At 71.5% G+C, this 20,083-nt stretch carries 11 protein-coding genes; 5 read left to right on the top strand and 6 right to left on the bottom strand.

Annotation, left to right across the window (positions count from 1 at the left end):
- Positions 1–4: 4 nt before the first annotated feature.
- Positions 5–748 carry a dienelactone hydrolase family protein gene (locus tag CCK91_RS02040; RefSeq protein ID WP_085511333.1) on the bottom strand — a complete coding sequence of 248 codons (744 nt, stop codon included), beginning with the start codon at positions 746–748 and terminating at the stop codon, positions 5–7.
- Positions 749–999: 251 nt separating this feature from the next.
- On the opposite strand from CCK91_RS02040, the gene CCK91_RS02045 reads away from it, so the two are divergent.
- From CCK91_RS02045 to CCK91_RS02065, 5 genes are all read left to right on the top strand, one after another.
- Positions 1,000–5,703, top strand: a complete 4,704-nt coding sequence (locus CCK91_RS02045; protein ID WP_165766965.1) for a type I polyketide synthase — start codon at positions 1,000–1,002, stop codon at positions 5,701–5,703.
- Positions 5,700–7,856: an MMPL family transporter gene (locus CCK91_RS02050; RefSeq protein WP_086472642.1), complete on the top strand. Its 2,157-nt coding sequence runs from the start codon at positions 5,700–5,702 to the stop codon at positions 7,854–7,856. Before CCK91_RS02045 ends, CCK91_RS02050 begins: the two co-directional genes overlap by 4 nt.
- A complete protein-coding gene (locus tag CCK91_RS02055; RefSeq protein WP_086472643.1) occupies positions 7,857–8,864 on the top strand; it encodes a hypothetical protein in 1,008 nt (335 codons plus the stop codon).
- The gene (locus CCK91_RS02060; protein ID WP_133059911.1) at positions 8,857–9,531 is read left to right on the top strand and encodes a 4'-phosphopantetheinyl transferase family protein; all 675 of its coding nucleotides are present in this window, start codon (positions 8,857–8,859) and stop codon (positions 9,529–9,531) included. The genes CCK91_RS02055 and CCK91_RS02060 overlap by 8 nt, the downstream gene beginning before the upstream one ends.
- A gap of 64 nt (positions 9,532–9,595) precedes the next feature.
- The gene (locus CCK91_RS02065; RefSeq protein WP_086472645.1) at positions 9,596–10,096 is read left to right on the top strand and encodes a DUF2087 domain-containing protein; all 501 of its coding nucleotides are present in this window, start codon (positions 9,596–9,598) and stop codon (positions 10,094–10,096) included.
- Between the two features lie 393 nt (positions 10,097–10,489).
- On the opposite strand, the gene CCK91_RS02070 is transcribed toward CCK91_RS02065, so the two are convergent.
- The 5 genes from CCK91_RS02070 to CCK91_RS02090 form a co-directional block, all read right to left on the bottom strand.
- A complete protein-coding gene (locus CCK91_RS02070) occupies positions 10,490–12,121 on the bottom strand; it encodes a beta-N-acetylhexosaminidase (protein WP_086472646.1) in 1,632 nt (543 codons plus the stop codon).
- A gap of 115 nt (positions 12,122–12,236) precedes the next feature.
- Positions 12,237–12,587, bottom strand: a complete 351-nt coding sequence (locus CCK91_RS02075; protein ID WP_086472647.1) for a hypothetical protein — start codon at positions 12,585–12,587, stop codon at positions 12,237–12,239.
- Between the two features lie 316 nt (positions 12,588–12,903).
- Positions 12,904–14,646: a DUF5605 domain-containing protein gene (locus CCK91_RS02080; RefSeq protein WP_086472648.1), complete on the bottom strand. Its 1,743-nt coding sequence runs from the start codon at positions 14,644–14,646 to the stop codon at positions 12,904–12,906.
- 90 nt (positions 14,647–14,736) lie between these two features.
- Positions 14,737–17,565 (bottom strand): family 78 glycoside hydrolase catalytic domain, encoded by a 2,829-nt coding sequence (locus tag CCK91_RS02085; RefSeq protein WP_086472649.1) that lies wholly within the window; start codon positions 17,563–17,565, stop codon positions 14,737–14,739.
- Complete coding sequence (locus CCK91_RS02090) at positions 17,562–20,039, bottom strand: beta-glucosidase family protein (protein WP_086472650.1); 2,478 nt, start codon at positions 20,037–20,039, stop codon at positions 17,562–17,564. Before CCK91_RS02090 ends, CCK91_RS02085 begins: the two co-directional genes overlap by 4 nt.
- Between the last annotated feature and the right edge of the window lie 44 nt (positions 20,040–20,083).

Genomic DNA, 20,083 nt, shown 5'->3' on the forward strand with positions numbered 1-20,083 from the left:
CGGGCTAGGCGTTGCCGAGTGAGGTGTCGAGGAACGCGAGCGTCTTCACCCAGGCGTCGGCGGCCGCGTCCTCGCGGTAGGTGATCGTGTTGGTGTCGTTGAAGAAGGCGTGACCGGCGTCGGGGTAGACGGTCGCGGTGAACTCGACCCGTGCGTCCTCCATCGTCGTGGTCAGCTCGGGCAGGCTCTGCATGAGACCCTCGTCCTGGTCGCCGTAGAACGCGAGGACGGGGCAGGCGATGCTCGTCACGGCCTCGGGCTCCGGCGGGTAGCCGTAGAACGGGACAGCGGCGCGGATGCGGCGGTCGGCCGCGGCGAGCGCGAAGCTGTAGCCGCCACCGAAGCAGAAGCCGACGACGGCGACGCGGCCGTCGATCCCCTCCTCGTCGAACAGGGCGTCGACGGCCTTACCCAGGTACCCGAGCGCCTCCTCGGCGTACTCGGGCGACTTCGAGGCCGAAAGCTTCTCGCGCAGCTTCGGCTGTGCCGCGGTCCTCGTCGCCTCGTCGCTGTTGAAGACGAGGCTCTCCAGCTCCGCACCGATCTCGGGCGTGACGCCGGCGCCACTCAGGATGTCGGGCGCGATGACGAGATAGCCCTCCGCGGCGAACCGGTCGGCGACGTCGGTGATGTGTGGGACGAGGCCCCAGATCTCGTGGATGAGCACGAGCCCGCCGCGGAGCTCGACGCCCTTCGGCGGGTCGGCGCGGTAGGCGGTGAGGCCCTTGGTCAGCGTGATGGTCGTCATATCGCCAGTGTTCCAGCCGACCCTCCGCACCGGCTGGGGGTTGCGCTGCCTCGCGAGTTATCCACAGATTCTGGACGAGCATCCGAACTGATGTTTCAGATGACTACAGTCGAGCTGTGGCGTGCCCACGGGCCGGCTCTCCTCACCGCGAGGCGGCCCCTGGACCTCGACACACTCCGCTCGGAGTCGTCGACATGCCGACCTGCCCCCTCGTTCCATCCGCGATCAACACCCTCGGAGGTTCTCTCGTCGTGCCCGTTCGACCACTCGCCATCGTCGGCCTGTCCGCCCGCTTCGGTGGCGCGGCAGACGCCCACCAGTACTGGCGCAACATCCTGGCGGCCCGACGCAGCGGCTCCACCGTCCCCCGCTCGAGATGGGATCACGCCACCTTCTTCGCGCCGCACGACCCCCGAGCGGTGCATCACGCCTACTCCGACCAGGGCTCCTTCATCGACGACGTCGAGCAGTTCGCGGCACGGCACTTCCGCATCCCACCCAGCCGGGCGCACGCGATGGACCCGCAACATCGCCTGCTCCTCGAGGCTGCGCGAGCCGCCTGGATCGACGCCGGGTTCGAACGTCGTCGCATCGACCGGTCGTCCATCGGCGTCTTCGTCGGGATGGCCGCGAACGACTACCGCGAACTCTCCTCGCTCCGCATCCGGGCGCAACTCCTCGGCGACGACTCGGTCCACGCGGAACACGCCGGCCCCGACCTCACGGCGGCGATGGGCGCGCGCGTCGCCGGTGTGCGTCCGTTCCACGCGTTCTCGATGCCGGGATGCCTGCCGAACATGGGGCCGGCGCTGGTGAGCAGCACGCTCGACCTCGGCGGCCCGAGCTTCGCGGTGGACGCCGCGTGCTCCAGCAGCCTCGTCGCGCTCCACCAGGCGATCGCCGCCATCCGGTCAGGGCAGTGCTCGGCGGCGCTCGTCGGCGGCGTCAACCTGAGCCTCGTCCCCGATGCGATGGTCGCCTTCTCCCGGATCGGTGCGCTGTCACGGAGCGGAGTGTGCCGACCGTTCGACGGCGATGCCGACGGGTTCCTCCTCGGCGAGGGCGTCGGCATGATCGTCCTCAAACCGCTCGAGGCCGCCATCGACGACCACGACGACGTCTACGCGGTCATCCGCGGCTCCGGGGTGTCCAACGACGGCCGGGCCGAAGGACCGATGACGCCGACGACGGACGGACAGCTGGCAGCACTCCGCGGGGCTTACGAGGACGCCGCTGCCGACCCCGCCGACCTGGGCGTCGTCGAGGCGCACGGCACGGCCACCCCGGTGGGTGACCGCACCGAGCTGGAATCGCTGGCGGCGCTGCGTCGTCTCGGGGCATCGCCGCACCGGACCGCCACGGTCACGGCGGTGAAGGCGCTCGTGGGGCACACGATGGCGGCGGCCGGGATCGCCAGCATCGTCAAAGCGGCACTCATGGCGAGGCATCGGGTCGTCCCCGGGCAGCCCCGCCTGCGTTCCGAGGCGCACGCCGAGACCCTCCGATACGGCCACCTGGCGCTCGCCTCCCGCACCATCGACCCGGGCGACGACGGTCTGGGCCTGATCGGCGTCAGCTCGTTCGGGTTCGGCGGCACCAACGCGCACGTGGTGCTCGAATCACCGCCGGCGCGAGCAGGTCGAGTCCGTCGGCGTGCCGCCGGAGGACCGGCTGACGAAACGCTCCCGCACCTCCTCGTGTTCTCGGCCGCCGACCCCACGCTGCTCGGCGAGCACCTCCGCGCGGTCCTCGCCGTCCTCGAAACCGCCGACGCACCATCCATCGCCGGTCTCGCACGGACCCTGACCTCCCGGTCGCTCGCGAGCACCCGTCTGGCGGTGGTGTGCCGCACCGCCGCCGAGCTGATGTCCGGGCTGTCGGCAGCTCTGGAGCAGCTCGCAAGCGGAGCCATGGGGGTGATCTCCGCGGACGTGTGCGCCGGGGTCCGTGTCGACGAGGCCGCTCGGCGGATCGCCTTCGTCTTCCCCGGGCAGGGCAGCCAGACACCGCGGATGCAGTCGGACCTCCTCGATCGGTTCCCCGCCTTCCGTGCAGCGGCCGAGACCTTGAACGAGCAGGTGCTCGACGAGACCGGGGTCGATGTGCTCGCGGCGCTCTCCGCGGCCGACGCCGACACCGCCTCCGGAGTCGACCGCCTCACGTCCACCGAGGTCTGCCAACCCGCGCTCGCGGTGACGGCGCTCGCCGCCGTGGCGCTGTTGCGCGAGATCGGCATGGAGCCCGACCTCGTCATCGGGCACAGCGTCGGCGAGCTTCCCGCCCTGGCGACGGCCGGCGCGCTCGATGCGCCCGACGCCGTGCGGCTCGCCGCGGTCCGCGGACACCACATGCGGTCGGCTGCGACGCGACCCGGCGACGGCATGACGGCCCTCGGCTGCGACGCCGAGCGGGCCGCAGCGCTCCTCAGCGGCATCGACGACGCGTGGATCGCGGCCGCCAACGATCCCCGGCAGACGGTGGTGAGTGGAACCGGCGAGGCCCTGCGCACCGTTGCGGAACGGTGCGTCGAGCACGGGGTGTCGACACAACCGCTGCGCGTCGCCACCGGGTTCCACTCGCCCCTGCTCGAGCCGATCCGGACGGCCCTCGTCGCGGACCTGTCGCGGTTCCGACCTCGTGCGCCGCAGCTGCAGCTCGTCTCCACCGTGACGGGCCGCACGGTGGAGACGAGCGAGGAGCTGGGTCGTCAGCTCGAGGAGAACGTCTTCTCCACGGTGCGGTTCCGCGAGGCGATCGAGTCGGCGTCCGCATCCGGCGTCGGCGTCTACGTCCAGATCGGTGGGGGTTCGGCACTGCTCGGGTCCATCCGACGTTCCCTGGGCGATGCGCCCGACGTGCACGTCATCCCGAGCAGCGCGTCGGCGCCGGACGACGCGTCGACGTTCCTCCGACTCCTCGGTCGGCTGACGGTGCTGGGGGCCGACCTCGACCTGGCATCGCTCGTGCCACCAGACACCGCGGGTGTGGCGCTGCCGATCGCGCCGCTGCCGACCGAGCCGTACTGGGTCGTCCGACCGGACGCCTCCGACCCGACGACCACAACCCGAGTACCCACATCCGAACCGCACCGACCATCCTCCCCCGTCGAACAGGATCCCCACTCCATGCGCCACGACCCCCACGACCCATCGTCCTCCCCGCTCGCCGGACCACCGTCGGCACGACCGCCGATCCAGCCGCAAGCCGCCGAGGCGCAGGCCGACCACCTGCCCGGACTGCTCGCTCTCATGAACCGCCAGCTGAGCCTCATCGAGGGTTCCGGGCGGGCCGGTCACGCGCCCGCGTCGACGGATCCGTTCCGTTGGTCAACGGAACCCGGCTCGCCGCAGGCGGAGGTGGTCGCACGGATGGGCCTCGCAGCCTCCCGGTCGCATCGTGCGGAGTCCGACGCGGTCATCCTCGGCATGGTGTCGCGCATCAGCGGGTTCCCGCTGGACCTGATCCGGCCGGACATGCACCTCGTCGAGCAGCTCGGATTCGATTCGCTGATGATGCGTGAGCTGATCACCCAGCTGCACACGGAGTGGCCATCGCTGCCGACCCCCGCCCAGCTCGGCGAGCGCTTCGCCGGGCGGCCCACGGTGGAGCAGGTGCTGGACGGCGTCGGCTCCCTGCTGCACCCGTTCGCCGAGGAGCCGCAGCACCGGCTCCCGCGGGTCGAGACGGACCCGGTGGCTGCCGCATCCCCGGCGCCGGCCGACCGCCCGACCCGATGGACCGAGGCCGACTCCCGCATCGAGTGCTTCCCGGAGGCGGTCGCCATGCGGGAACGCCGGCAGCAGACGGACCGCAACCCCTACTTCCTGCTGCATGAGGGGATCATCGACGCCACGACGACGATCGGCGACGCCCAGCTCGTGAGCTTCTCGAGTTACAACTACCTCGGTGTCACCGGCCACCCCGTGGTCGCCGAGACGATCGCCGACGCCGTGGCCCGATACGGCAGCTCGGTGTCCGCCAGCCGGTTCCTGTCCGGTGAGCGGCCGATCCATGCCGAGCTCGAGCAGCAGCTCGCCGACCTCCTCCAGGTGGAGTCGGCGCTCACCCTGGTGAGCGGCCACGCGACGAACGTGAGCGTCATCGGGCACCTGGTGGAACCGGGGGACCTCATCGTCCACGACAGCCTCGCGCACGACAGCATCATCCAGGGGGCGAAGCTCTCCGGAGCCACCCGGCGGTCCTTCCCCCACAACGACCTGAACGCGCTCGACGACCTCCTCGGCGCGATCCGCAGCGGGTTCCGCCGAGTCCTCATCGTCGTGGAGGGCGTCTACAGCATGGACGGCGACCTCGTACCGCTCCCGCAGCTCATCGAGCTGAAGAAGCGGCACGGCGCACTGGTGCTCGTCGACGAAGCGCACAGCATCGGGACGGTCGGCGCCAACGGCGGCGGGGTCGGTGAACACTTCGGTGTCGACCGCTCGGACATCGACCTCTGGTGCGGCACGATGTCGAAGTCGCTCGCCGGATGCGGCGGCTACGTCGGTGGCGCCGCCGCCGCGATCGACTACCTCAAGTACTCCGTGCCCGGGTTCGTGTACAGCGTCGGCATCACCCCGGCGAACGCGGCCGCGTCGCTCGCCGCCCTCCGGCTCATGCGCGACGAGCCCGAGCGCCTCAGCCGCCTGCGGCAGAACGCCGACCGCTTCCGCGAGACGGCCCGGGCCGCCGGCATCGACATCGGCGACAGCGCCGACTCGCCCGTCGTGCCGTGCATCGTCGGCAGCTCGGAACGGGCGCTCGCCCTGGCGACGGCGCTCTTCGACCACGGCTTCAGCGTCAACCCGATCCTGTACCCGGCCGTGCCGGACGACCAGGCGCGGCTCCGCTTCTTCATCACCGCGGAGCACACCGCCGAGCAGATCCAGCGGGTCGTCGACATCACGGCATCCGAACTCAACCGCATCACCCACGACATCGAGGTATCCGCATGACGAACCACTCCAGAACGACACCCAGACGACGGGCGGTGATCACGCTCCTGATCGGCCTGGTGTTCGCGATCGTGGCGGGCATCGCGGGGGCCGACGTCCTCGACAACCTCAAGACGGGCGGGTTCGACGACCCGCAGTCCGACTCCGTGGCCGCAGCGGACGTGCTCGCCGATCGGTTCCCGGGCAGCGACCCGAAACTCGTCCTCGTCGTGGACGTCTCCGACGGACTCGACAGCGCCGCCGGCAGGGAGGCGCTCGACGACATCGTCGGCGCGGTGGACGACGTGGACGGCGCCAGCGTCACCGGCTCCTACGCCGACGCGGAGCAGCTGCGGAGCGACACCGACCGCGGTGTCGTGCTCGTGGCGCTCGCCGGAGACGAGGACACCGTGCAACGCGCGACAACGATGCTTCGCGGCACGATCACCGAGGAGGTGACATCGGCCACCGTGCGGTTCGGCGGCATCGCGGGGATCAACGATGACCTGAACGCGCAGGTCAAGACGGACATCATCGTCGCGGAGACGATCGCCATCCCGATCACCCTCGTGCTGCTGTTCTTCGCGTTCCGCGGTGTGGTGGCCGCGCTGCTGCCCGTCGGCGTCGCGGGCGTCACGATCCTCGGCTCCCTCGGCCTGCTGAACGTGGTCGCGCAGCTCACCTCGGTCTCCCTGTTCGCGGTCAACCTGGTCACCGCGTTGGGCCTCGGACTCGCCATCGACTACTGCCTGCTGTTCCTCACCCGGTATCGGGACGAACGCTCGGGCGGAGCCACCGACGAGGAGGCGTTGCGGATCGCTCGGCGGACGACCGGCCGGACCATCGTGTTCAGCGGCGTCGTCGTCGCCGCGGCGCTCGCCACGCTGATGCTGTTCGACCAGTACTTCCTGCGCTCGTTCGCCATCGCGGGACTCGTCATCGTGGCCTGCTCCGTGGTGGGCGCGGTCGTCCTGCTGCCCGCCGCCCTCACCCTCCTGGGTCGCCGGATCGACTGGGGCCGTCTGCGCTCCCGCCGTCCGGCCGGGGCCGAGGGCCGGTTCTGGTACCGGGTGGGCGACCACGCGTATCGCCGTCCGTGGTTGGCGGTGCCCGTGATCGCACTGCTCATCGCCATGGCCGCGCCGTTCGCGCACGCGGAGTTCGGGGTGCCCGACGAGCGGGTGCTCCCCGCCGACGCCGAGAGCCGGGTCGTGGCGGACATCATGCGGTCCGACTTCGCCATCGCCGAGGCGGACGCCGTCTCCGTCGTCACCGAGGACTGGGCGGGGACGGACCGAGAGCTCGACGAGTACGCCACCGAACTCTCCTCGATCACGGGCGTCGAGGCCGTCACGACGTCCCTCGGCAGCTTCGTCGACGGACGCCTCGTCGTCCCGGCCGATGCGCGGACGGAGCAGCACTTCCGCGACGGTTCGGCGCTCTGGCTGCAGGTCGCGACCGACGTCGTCCCGTACTCGCCCGAGGGCTCGGAGCTCGTCCGCGACGTCCGCGCGGTGGACCCGGGAGCCGGCTCGACCGTCCTGGTCGGTGGCCTCGCGGCGCAGATGATCGACATCGGAGACTCCATCGCGGCGCGTCTGCCGTTCGCCGCCGCGGCCATCGCGCTCATGACGCTGATCATCCTCTTCCTGTTCACCGGGAGCGTGCTGCTCCCGATCAAGGCCCTGGTGCTGAACGTGGTCGGGCTGGTCGGCATCCTGGGCGTCATCGTGTTCCTCTTCCAGGACGGCAATCTGTCGGACGTGCTCGGCTTCACCCCGTCGCCCATCGCCATCTCGATCCCGATCCTGCTGTTCTGCATCGCCTTCGGGCTCTCGATGGACTACGAGGTGTTCCTCCTCGCGCGAATCCAGGAACGGTTCCGTGCCACGGGCGATCTCGCGGAGGCGGTGCGGAGCGGGCTCGGTGCTAGCGGCCCGATCATCACGGCCGCTGCGGCGATCCTCGCGGTGTCGTTCTTCGCCATGGCGACCTCCGGGGTGTCGATCATCAAGATGCTCGGCATCGGTACCGGCATCGCGATCCTCATCGACGCCATCCTGATCCGCGGCGTGCTCGTCCCGGTCTTCATGCGCGTCGCCGGACGATACAACTGGTGGGCGCCGCGGTGGCTCGCGGCGATCCACCGCCGCATCGGGATCACGGAGGGCTGAATGGACGCGCGGTTCAGCGGCCCGTCGGCCGACGACGACCTCTCGGCGCTCGTGTCCGAGGCGGCTCGTGCGGCGAACGCCCACAACACGCAGCCGTGGGTCGTGGACCGCCAGGATGACGAACTCGTCCTCCGCCGGGACCGCACTCGCACCCTCGGCGCGAGCGATCCGCGAGGACGCGACACGATGCTGTCGTTCGGGGCGTTCGTTGAGTCGCTCCTCATCTGCGCGTCCTCCGCCGGTGTCGGACTGCGGTTCGAGGCTTCAACCGGCGGTGACGCGGAGACCGATGAGGTCGGCCGGTTCTCGCGCCACCCGGAGGGCTACCAGACGACGTTCTCCTCGGCGGACGTCTGTGGACGACGCGTCTGGCGAGGGCGATGGCGGGACGGCGCTCCTCCGCCCGACGTCCTCACGGCGGCCGCTGCGGAGGCGGAGCGTGCGGGGTTCCGGCTCGTCTCGATGCCGACCCGGGACGCCCGTCCGTTCCTCATCCGAGCCAACCGGTGGTTCTTCGGCGACGCGGCGATCGTCGCCGAGCTCCACCGGTGGACCCGCCTCTCGCCGCGCCACCCCGACTACGACGAGGACGGCCTCAACGACGCGATGCTCGTGCTGTCGAAGGTCGAACGAGCCGGCCTGCGGACGCTGATCAGCCCGCGGGTGTTCCGCGCGCTTCGCGGGCTCGGGCTGCCCGGGCTGTTGGCACGGATGTCGGCCACCGCCACCCAGGGCTCCGGCATCGTCCTCGGTGTCGTCGGACCCACCGGGGCCCGGCAGGAACTCGCCGCGGGGCGACTGCTCACCCGGCTCTGGCTCGGCTTCCAGGGCCACGGCCTGTACGTGCACCCGCAGAGCGCGCCGCTCGACTGTCCGGAGACCCGGGCCATGCTCGACGAACGCTGGAAAGTCGCCCGGGACGAGCAGCTCGTCGCCTGGTTCCGTGTCGGTATCCCCGCCTCCGACCCCTTGACGCGTGTGGCGTCGCCGCGTCGGTCGAGTGGCTGAATCCGCAGCCGCGGTGGTCGACGCTCTCCGGATGCAGGTGCCGACGGGCGTCGTCGTCTCGGCGTCCGTCGGCACCGCAGCCGGGCCGTTCCGGGCTCGTCCGACCTCGGCTGGTCGCAGCGCCGAATCCCGCTCGGCGCGCGACTGCGCCAGGGCGGCACTCGCGATGCTCGGCCAGCGCTCCACGGACATCCCGACGGGGGAGGGCGGGCGACCGGTCTGGCCGACCGGCTTCGTCGGGAGTCTCTCGCACTGCCCCGGTTTCACGATCGCAGCCGTCGGTCACGTCGGTGTCGCGAGCGCCATCGGGATCGACGTCGAGGTGCACCGGCCCATCCGTCCCGCCGTCGCGGCGACGATCGTCTGCGGGAGTGAGGCGTCCATGCTCACGCGGCTCGCCACGAGCCATCCGGCCGTCGCGTGGAGCGCCGTGTTGTGGAGCGTCAAGGAGAGCGTTTTCAAGGCGTGGTACCCGCTCAGCGGGCGATGGGTCGACTACACGTCATGTGAGGTGGTGATCCACCCGGATCGGGGCTCGTTCGATGCGCGGGTCGTCGCGCCGGCTGGCCCGACCACGCCGCGCACGTTCGCCGGCCGATGGTCGGTGGTGGGCGCCCACCTCTGCAGCGTCGTCATCGTCCCGGCCTCGCGGCGACAGGACGGGTGATCGGTTGATCCGGCCGACGCGGGTACCGTTGAGGACGATGTCGTAGACCGCAGGAGGAGGGGCCATGCCGGACGAGGAGCGGACGACGACGGACTGGCGCGCGCTGGCCGCCGCCCTCGCGAACGACGACACCCGGACGGTGTACGCGCAACTCGTCCTCGGGCAGGAGCCCGACCTCGGCGCCACCCAGCGTGCCGTGCGGCGAGCCGAGCAGAGCGTCCAGACGTTGTCTCGGGCGGGCCTGCTGGACGACGGCGGGCGCGTCTCGGGCGGGGTGTTCCGGGACCTCCTCGCGGCCGCCGCACCGCCGAAGCGCGAAGGGATCGACCGCTTCCTGGTCGACGGTCGGATCGTGCAGTACCCGTCGAATCCGGACGAGCGGCAGGCGCTGTTACAGCGCGTCGCGGCATCAGCGCTCCAGCCGGGTGAGGTGGTCGACGAAGCCGAGATCAACGAGCGGTTGTCCGCGTTCCACGACGACGTCGCGGTGCTCCGGCGGTACCTCGTCGACGCGCAGCTCGTCGAACGCACGCGCTCAGGGACCGAGTACGCGCTCGTCACCTGAGGAGGCCGCCCTGCGACAGGCTCAGGGAGCGCTATGCGCGAGGTCGGACCTCCTCCGGTCACTGAGCTTGTCGAAGTGCGCACGGGGTCTTGTGGGGCTGCCCTTCGACAGGCTCAGGGACCGGTGCGCGCGACGGTGGACCTCTTCCGGTCACTGAGCTTGTCGAAGTGCGCACGGGGTCTTGTGGGGCTGCCCTTCGACAGGCTCAGGGGCCGAAGCGCGCGACGGTGGACCTCCTCCGGTCACTGAGCCTGTCGAAGTGCGCACGAGGGGCTTGCGGGGCCCTTCGACAGGCTCAGGGACCGGGTTGGGGGCTCGGGGACCAGGCGGGAGGCTTAGGGACCGACGGGAGGTTTAGGGACCGGGCGGCAGGCTCAAGGCCCGCGGCCGGCGTCAGGCGCGGATGTCCTTCGTGAGTTCGGCGACGAGGGCGGCCCGCTGCTCGCGGGTGGACGGTCGACCTTCGGCGTCGGGACGCTCCTGCCACGGGAACGGCCCCGTGGCGCGGCGGTACTCGACCCCGAGGGCGTCGAGGCGGGCGAGATGCTGCTGCAGCCGCGCCTCGAAGCCCGCGAGGTCGCGCTCGCGGCCGACCCAGGCGACCTCGGCGAGGGCGCACAGCCGCGGGTACGCCTGGTAGTCGATCACGCGGGCGGAGTCCATGTGCTCGGTCCAGATGTTCGCCTGCACCCCGATGATGTGCTCGGCCTGCGCCTCCGTCAGCTCAGCCGGCACCGGCTCGAAGGTGTACACCTCCGCGACCGTCAGCGGCGGGCCGACCGGGATCGGCTCACCCGGCAGCTCCGACTCGCGGTAGTCGAGGTAGACGCGGTCGTCCGGGCAGGCGATGACGTCGTACCCCTGGCGCGCGGCGGCGACCGCGCCGAACTCGCCGCGCCATGAGGCGACGGTCGCGTCCTTCGGCAATCCGCCGCCCTCGAGGATCTCGTCCCAGCCGTACAGGCGTCGGCCTGCGGCGGACAGGTGCGCCTCGAGCTGGCGGATGAACCACGCCTGCAGCGCTTCGACGGAGTCGAGCCCGCGCTCGGCCATGAGGGCTTGCGTTCGAGCGCTCGCCGCCCAGCGGGTCTTCTTCGCCTCGTCGCCACCGACGCCGATGAAGGTCGATGGGAAGAGCTCCATGACCTCGTCGAACACGGTGCGGAAGAACGCGACCGTCTCCTCGCCCATGTCGAGGATCGCCTCGTTGATGCCCCACCGTGTCCACACCGACGGCTCGTCCGTGTCCTGCGCCACGTCCGGCACACCCAGCTCGGGGTACGCGGCGATGATCGCTCGGGCATGGCCGGGCAGGTCGATCTCGGGGACGACCGTGATGGACCGCTCAGCGGCGTAGGCGACGATCTCGCGTAGGTCGTCCTTCGTGTAGAAGCCGCCGTGCGGGCGGCCGTCGCCGGGAGCGTGCCGCGCTGCGCCGTGCTGGCTCTCGGTCCGCCACCCGCCGACCTCGGTCAGCTTCGGGAACGCGTCGATCTGGATGCGCCAGCCCTGGTCGTCGGTGAGGTGAAAGTGGAGGACGTTGAGCTTGTGGCGCGCGGCGAGGTCGATGAACCGCAGCACGTCGGACGTGGGGAGGAAGTGCCGTGCCACGTCGAGCATGACGCCGCGCCAGCCGAAGCGCGGGGCGTCGTCGATGGTCGTCGCCGGTACGGTCCAGTCGACGCCGGGGACGAGCGCACGGCGGTTGACCGCCGGTGGGAGGAGCTGGGTCAGGGTCACCGCACCGGAGAACGCGCCGGAGGTGTCGGCGGCGACGATGCGCACACCGTCCGCGTCGACCACGAGCCGGTAGCCGCCGGCCGCGACGGTGTCGTCGTGGATGAACGCGATGCTGTCGGTCCGCATGTCGATCCGTGCGTCGAGGTCGAACCCGGTCGACGTCTGCAGCACCCCGCGCAACCAGCGGGTCGCGGCCGTGAAGCGGCGGTCACCGCCGAGCCCGGTCGCCTCGCTCAGCGTGAAGGCGCCGTCGTGCTGCTGGACGGATGCGGGCAGTGGAAGCATCGGTGGTTCTCTCCTCGAGTGCTGATGGGCCGTTCTCAGGACTGCTGCGGCGCGGCTGGCCGGGAAGCCGGCGACACGCCGGAGGACTCCTGAGAAAGGTCCGGGATGGTGGAGGTCAGGACGGGCGGTCGACGAGGGTGGTGAGCCGGTCGGCGATCAGCGTATCCGAGACGACGGTGACCGGCGACTGCCCGGCCTCGGCGGCGAGCTCGGCGATGCTGCGGCCGACGAGCTCGCGGAGGTCGGGGTGCGACACCTGCGCGATGCGCACGGCCGACCAGTCGACCTGCTCCTCGACCGGCGGCTCGGCGAAGGCACGCTCGAGTTCGTCGACGATGGCGTCGTCGCGGAGACGGTCGATGACGGCGTCGCCACCGCCGCCCGTCACCCAGGAGGGCAGCAGGGCAGTGAGGGCGGTGCCGCGGAGGACGCCGCCCGGGAGGATGGTGCCGGTGCCGTGATCCATGGGCCGCTCTCCAGTCGTCGGGCGATTGCGCATGTTGCAACGGGGGTTGCGTCAATGCCCGACAACTGTAAAGGGTCCGAACAAACGTGTCAACGGTGTTGAGACGGGGTGGCGTGGAGGGTCAGCTCGGCACTTCGACAGGCTCAGTGACCGGGGAAGGGCGGCTCAGTGACCACGGGGTGCTGGCCCGATGATCGGGGAAGGGTGATCTCTGTAGCGGGCGAGGGTGGCTCGGCACTTCGACAGGCTCAGTGACCGGGGGAGGGTGGGCCTCGTGACCGAGGAAGGGAGGGCCTCGGCTCTGCGGTCGGCGTGCCTACTCCACCAGGCGGAGGCGGACCGCCATGAACTGGCGGCCGGGCAGGTCGACCCGGACGGTGCCGGTGTGGGTGCCGGGCACCGTCTCGACCGTCATGTTCCAGGTGTCGAGCACGTCGACGTGGAACTCGCCCTCGGGGAGGAAGACGTTGCGGAACCGCGGCCGGTTGAAGCCGAAGTAGCCGATGACGTAGCGGCCGGCCACCCCGCCCCACGGCACGTCCCAGTCGCCCGGCAGCGGGTCGAGGACGCCCGTCGGGGACTCCGCCGAGATGCGCTCGAGGAATGCGATGCGGTCGGGACTCGAACCGATGAGCGGCCCGCCCTTCGACCAGAACAGCTCCTCACGGTCGTTGAGGTAGGTCTCGCCGTGGCCGACGTAGCCGCCGCGGATCGCGCCCTCCCAGAACCGTCGCACCATCTCCTCGCCGGTGATGTTGCCCCAGCCCTGGTCGATGTCGCCCTCGTAGGCGCACTCGTCGATGACGATCGGCTTGCCCCACTGCTCGCGCCAGGCGTCGGTGTTCTCCGCGGTCCGGTAGACGTCGACGCGCTGCACGCTGCAGTGCGTGATCCAGGGCTTCGCGTAGTCGTAGAACCCCTGGCAGTTGTGGATGGAGTTGAGGTGGCCGTGCGGGTCCTCCGCGCCGACGACCGCCGCGAGCCGCTCCCAGTCGTCGTTCGTCTTCGCCCAGAGCAGGTCGTACTCGTTCGCCATCGACCACCACACGTTCGCGAACGCGGCCAGCCGGCGGACGGCGTAGCGCAGGTACCGTTCGTCGACGGCCGGACCGAGGTCCGCGAAGCCCCAGCGGTCGTAGGCGTGGAAGAGGATGAGGTCCGCCTCGATGCCGAGGGCGCCGAGCTGGGTGATGCGCCGCTCGAGGTTCGCCCAGTACGCCGGGTCGAACCGCTCGTGGTCGAACCCGTCGGCGAGCGAGCCGACGAAGGGGAACGTCTCCGGCTCGTTCGCGTTGTAGAGGTACGACTTCGGGAACACGCACATGCGGATCTTCGTGAACGGCGCGGTTTCGAGGGCGCGGAGGGTCTCCTCCTGCAGCTCCTCGGGCTGGTGCGTCCAGGCGTAGGCGGTCGTGCCGAGCGGGCGGTGTCGGGTGCCGTCCGCATGGGCGAAGTGGAAGCCGTCGACGCGCACCGGTCCGTGGCTGCCCGTCGCCGCGGCCGACACGGTGAACGCGCCTGCGACGCCGTCGAGTGATCGGGCGGTCGAGCTCGTGGTGAACGACCACTCGCCCTGCTCCTCGGCGAGCAGCCGCACCAGGTACCGGCCGTCGCCGTCGTAGAACCCGCCGACCGTGAGCTCGCGTACGCCGTTCGTGAACGTCGCGCCGAGTTCCACGTCGACGAACGGGTTGCCGTGCGACGGCCCGTCCAGCCGGATCTCCACGACGCCGTACTGCGGGACGTCGCCGGGGACCGTCAGGGTCGCCGAGCCGCGCGGGACGTCCTGGCCCTCGTAGTCGGGAGCGGGCTCGATCGCGGCGCCGTAGGGTGCGCGGGCGTCGGGACCGTCGTCCACCTGTGCGAGCGCCGCCCAGAGACGATCCTTCGCCGCATCGTCCTGCAGCTCCGGCACGATCGCCGACAGCTGCCCGAGACGGATGCTGCGGAACTGCTTGGCCATCGGCGACGCGGCGATGCCGGGCAGGAACTGCTCGAGGACGGTGCGACCCGCCGGGCTCTCGATGACGTCTCCGAAGGCGGAACTGCGGTCGAACATGGATCTCCTGTGATCAGCCGAGGGGGTCGGCGGCGGGGTGCACCTGGTGCAGGCGGTGCGAGTGTTGCACGTGGAACAGTCGTGTGGGGGTTATCGCGCAACTCCTGGTGCCGGAGTGGCTGCAGCAAGCGCTGCCCCCACGTCGTCGAGCATCGACGGCGGCGTGAACATGAGGAGCTGACGGACGGTCCGACCACGAGTCCACTGGGTGCCGCGGCGGATGTCGTCGGCCTTGGCCTGATCGTGGGCGCCCACCGAGCTGAGGAGGGCGTCGTACGCGGCCGGTCGGTCGATGATCTCCGAGAGCGGCGAGTCGAGGCCGAGCGTGATGTCGTCGTCGGCACTCGAGCCGGCGTCCGTGACCTCGACCGTCCAGTCGTGGCGACCGGACCCGACCGTCTCCTCCGGGGCACCCGGCAACGCGACCGTCGCCGTGGTGTTCGGTGGCACGACCGCCGACACCCGGAGGGACGACCCATCGCGACGCCACGCCACCGATGCCTCGCCATAGGGCGTGAGGTGGCGGGCCTCGGCGTGGTCGAGTCCGTCGAGCGGCCGCGGTGCGATCCGGAGTTCGCGGTAGCCGGGAGCCGCGGGAGCGAGGCCGGCCACGGTGCGGTGCAGCCAGTCGGCGACGGCACCCAGCGCGTAGTGGTTGAACGAGGTCATCTCGCCCGGGTTGACCGAGCCGTCCTCGAGCAGGCTGTCCCAGCGCTCCCAGATCGTGGTCGCGCCCTTGGTGACGGGCGAGAGCCAAGACGGGTTCTCGGTCTGGAGCATGAGGCGGCCGGCCGCGCGGAGGTGGCCGCCGTCGGCGAGCGCGTCGGTGATGAGCGGCGTCCCCACGAAACCGGTCCCGATGCGGTAGCCGTCGGCACGGACGAGGTCGGCGAGGCGGTCCGCGAGGCGCTGTCGCAGGGCGGGGTCGTCGACGAGGTCGAACCGCAGGGCGAGGGCGTACGCGGTCGGCGCGTCGGACATCATCCGGCCGGCGGGCGTCACGTACTCGGCGGTGAAGGCCGCCCGACTCCGCTCGGCCAGTTCGCCGTACCGCTCGGCGTCCGCCGTCTCCCCGAGGAGCCCTGCGGTGTCGGCGAGGATCCGGAGGGATCGCGCGTGATAGGCGCTCGCGACGATGTCCGAGTCGACCCTGGCCTTCGCCGGCTGGTCCGGCGGCGCGCTCGGGTCGAGCCAGTCGCCGAGCTGGAAGGTGTTCGACCAGAGACCGTCGGTGCTCACCCGGAGGACGGCCTCCACCCAGGACCGCATCGACGGGTACTGCTCGCGCAGGATCCCGAGGTCGCCGTAGCGCTCGTGGAGCACCCACGGCACGACGGTCGCGGCGTCGCCCCAGGCCGCGGTCGGCCCGCCGCCGGCGAATCCGGACAACGCGGCCGGGACCACCATGGGGACGACACCGTCCTGGTGTCCCTGCTCGAGCGCGAGGTCGCGCAGCCAGGAGTCGAGGAAGGCGGAGCTGTCGTAGAGGAAGCTCGCGGTCGGGGCGAAGACCTGCAGGTCACCCGTCCAGCCGAGCCGTTCGTCGCGCTGCGGGCAGTCGGTCGGGATGCTCAGGAAGTTGCCGCGCATGCCCCAGACGACGTTCTCGTGGAGGCGGTCGAGCAGCTCGTGCGAGGAGGAGAACCAACCCGTGCGCGTGAGGTCGCTGTGGAGGACGACGGCGGTGACCGACGCCGGGTCGAATGCGCCCGGCCAGCCGTCGATCTGCGCGTAGCGGAAGCCGTGGAAGGTGAAGCGGGGCTCGATCGTCTGCTCGCCGTCTCCCGAGAGCGTGACGTGGTCGGTGGCCGCGGCGTTGCGGAGGGGACGCAGGGCGAGTTCGCCCTCGTCGAGGACCTCGGCGTGCCGGAGCGTGAGCGTCGTGCCCCGCGGGCCGGCGACGGTGAGCCGGAGGCGGCCGACGAGGTTCTGGCCGAAGTCGAGGATGGTCGCGCCGGACGGCGAGGTGAGCACGTCCGCCACCGCGCGCTCCTCGATGCGACGGACGGGCGCGGCGACGCGGGCCTCCGGCACCGGGTGCGCAGCGTCGTCGACGAGGGCCGGGGCCCAGGTGGACGCGTCGAACGCCGTCGTCGACCAGCCGGGTTCGGCCAGGGTGGTGTCGATCGCCTCGCCGGCGTAGATGCCGCTGTCGACGAGCTCGGCACCGTCGGCCGCCGACCAGCTCGCATCGGTGACGAGTGTCTCCGTCGTCCCGTCGAGGTAGTCGAGCTGCAGCTGGGCGGCGAAGCGTGGCTGGTCGCCGTAGATCCGCTCGGCGAACTGGAAGAATCCGTAGCGCTCGGTGTACCAGGCGCCGGCGACGGTCGCGGCGAGGACGTTCTCGCCCGGCTCGACGAGCGCGGTGACGTCGACGGTCTCGTGCACGAGGCGGTCGCCGTAGGCGGTCCAGCCGGGGGAGAGGACGTCCTCCGAGGCGGGCAGCCCGTTCAGCTGCGGTTCGGCGGCACCGAGCGCGGTCCAGAACAGCCGGGCGCGACGGACGGGCCCGCCGACCGTGAAGGTGCGGCGCACCCGGATCGGCTGCGCCGGACGCTCGGGCGCCGCGAGACCGATGAAGCGTGCGGTCCAGGCTCCGTCGGCGAGGAACGCGGCCTCGACGACGGTCGGCTCGCTCCAGGGTGTCTCCTCACCCGCGGTCGACGCGGCACGGACCTCGACGGTGCGCACCTCGTCTGGGGCGAGCGGGGTGAACGGCCAGGAGACGAGGACGGAGTCGCGGCCCTCGACACGCGCCGTGACACCACTGCCGTCCCGGAGCTCGGCCCAGGCCTGCACCCAGTCGGAGCCACCGGTCTCGACGGTCCAGCTCAACCGAGGCGTCGGCGTCGCGACCGCGGGGCTGTCGTCGCGGGTCTCCGCCCGCAGCCGACCGATCCGCGCCACGTGCGCGGTCATCGGGAAGTCCCTGCCGCGATGGTGACGACGTGTTCGTGAACCAGGTCGACGACGGACGATCCGATCCGGAGGGTGACGTCGCCTGGCTCGACCTGCCAGCCGTCCGCCCAGTGGGCGAAGACCCGGGCCGGCAGCGCGACCTCCCAGGCGACCGATTCGCCGGCGCCCGCGCGGACGACGGCCGATCCGACGAGCCAGCGCACGGGGCGGTCGACCGAGGAGTCCGGTCGCTCCGCGTACACCTGGACGACGTGCTTGCCGGCGCGGTCGCCGGTGTTCGTCGCGGTCCCGGAGACGCGGGCATCACCGGAGGCGACGTCGCCCGAGACCTCGCCACCGACGATGGACCAGCTCGTGTACCCGAGCCCGTGGCCGAACCAGTAGGCGGGCGTGGCACCCGAGCGGAGCCACGCGCGGTAGCCGATGTGGATGCCCTCCTCGTAGCGGAGCACGCCGTCCACCGGTGTGACGTCGAGCACCGGGACGTCGTCGAGCGCTGCAGCCCAGGTGGTGCTCAGGCGACCACCGGGTTCGGCGACACCGAGGAGCACGTCGGCCAGGGCGTTGCCCATCTCCTGCCCGCCGAACCAACCGAGGAGCACGGCGGCGACCTCGTCGCTCCAGGGGAGCAGGACCGGGGCGCCGGAGTTGACGATCACGACGGTGCGCGGGTTCACGGCGGCGACGGCCCGGACGAGCTCGTCCTGACGGCCGGGGAGCGTGAGGTCGCTGCGGTCCCAACCCTCCGACTCGACCTTCGAGTTCGTGCCGACGACCACGACGGCGACATCGGCCGCGCGGGCCGCCTCGACCGCCTGGGCGATGAGGGCGTCGGGGTCGGAATCGTCGGGAGCGCGGCCGACGGTGACGCTGATCGCTCCGAGACCGTTCTCGCTCGGGGAGAGGTCGAACTCCGCGCGGAGCTCGACGGCGACGTCGGCCTGGGCGGCGAACGCCCCCGTCGCCGACGGCGGGGCGAGCAGCGCTGCACCGAGGTCGTTCCCGACGACCACGGGCTGCTCGTCGACGAGGAGGACGCCGTCGACGAAGAGCCGGCCGTGGAGCCCCGTGGCGAAGCCGAGTCGCAGCTGCTCGGTGGCCTCCGGCGTGTACGTGGTGGTGAGGACGAGCTGCGACGCCGTGGTGACCGGGGCGTCGCCGCCGAACCAGACGAGCGCGGTGGACCGGCGGTCCTCGGTGAAGAGTTCCGCGCCGTCGGCGTCGAGGAACGTGGCGACGAGGCCGGGGTCACCCGTGCGCGGGTTGGTGAGGCGCTCGAGCGGGAGTTCGGCGACGCCCTCCTGCACGATCGCGCCGACGGCGTAGTCGATCGTCGCCTCGGGGAGCGCGAGTCGGAGTCCCTCGAGTGGGCTGACGGTGTGCTCAGGGAGGACCGTCGCACTGCCACCGCCCTGGGTGCGCGAGTCGCGGGCGTTGTGCCCGATGACGGCGACGCGGGTGAGCGTGCTCGCGTCGAGGGGCAGGGTGCCGTCGTTGTCGAGCAGCACGACGCCCTCGGTCTCCGCCTCGCGGGAGAAGGCGACCCCGTCGACCGGGGCCGGCGCCAGCGCTTCCTCGCCGAGGGCACCGACGCGGACCGCGAGGGCGAGGAGCCGGGCGACCTTGCGGTCGACGTCGGCTTCGGCGACGCGGCCGTCGCGGACGGCCTCGACGAGGGCCGCGCTCCATGCGGGAGCGGGGCCGGGCATGGCGAGGTCCTGCGACGCCGGTGCCGAGCCGAGGCTGCGGACGCCGGTCCAGTCGCTGACGACGACGCCGTCGAAGCCCCACTCCGAGTTGAGCGGCGTCTCCAGGAGGTCGTTCTCGCTCATCGTGACGCCGTCGACGGAGTTGTAGGCGCTCATGATCGCCCAGGTGCCGGCTTCGGTCACCGTGCGCTCGAACGGCGCGAGGTAGAGCTCGCGGAGGGCACGCTCGCTTGCGTGCACGTCGACCGTGAAGCGGTCGGTCTCGGAGTCGTTGGCGACGTAGTGCTTGGGGGTCGCGGCGACGCCGTTGTCCTGCAGGCCGCTGACGTAGGCGGCCGCGAGCGAACCGGTCAGTTCCGGGTCCTCGCTGAATGCCTCGAAGTGCCGCCCGCCGAGCGGGGAACGGTGGAGGTTGATGGTCGGGCCGAGGACGACGTCGACGCCTTTGCGGCGGGCCTCGGCCGCGGCGACGGCGCCGTAGCGGTAGGCGAGCGAGGGATCCCACGAGGACGCCAGCGCGGTCGCTGACGGGAGGTTGATCGACGGCGAGCGCTCGTCCCACAGCGGACCGCGGACGCCGGCCGGGCCGTCGGACAGGACCATGGCGCGGAGGCCGATCTTCTCGAGCGGGACCGTGGTCCAGAAGTCCGCGCCGGAGACGAGTGCGACCTTCTCCTCGAGGTCGAGCCGGGCGACGAGGGCGGCGATCGCCGCGGTGTCGATGGGCTTCGTGGCGGCGGCGTGCCGGGGAGTAGTGATGGTCATGCGATGTGGGTCCGTTCTGGGGTGGCCCTTCGACAAGCTCAGGG

Origin of the sequence: Plantibacter elymi (nom. nud.) (assembly GCF_900177795.1) — a bacterium.
Classification (GTDB): Bacteria; Actinomycetota; Actinomycetes; order Actinomycetales; family Microbacteriaceae; genus Plantibacter; species Plantibacter elymi.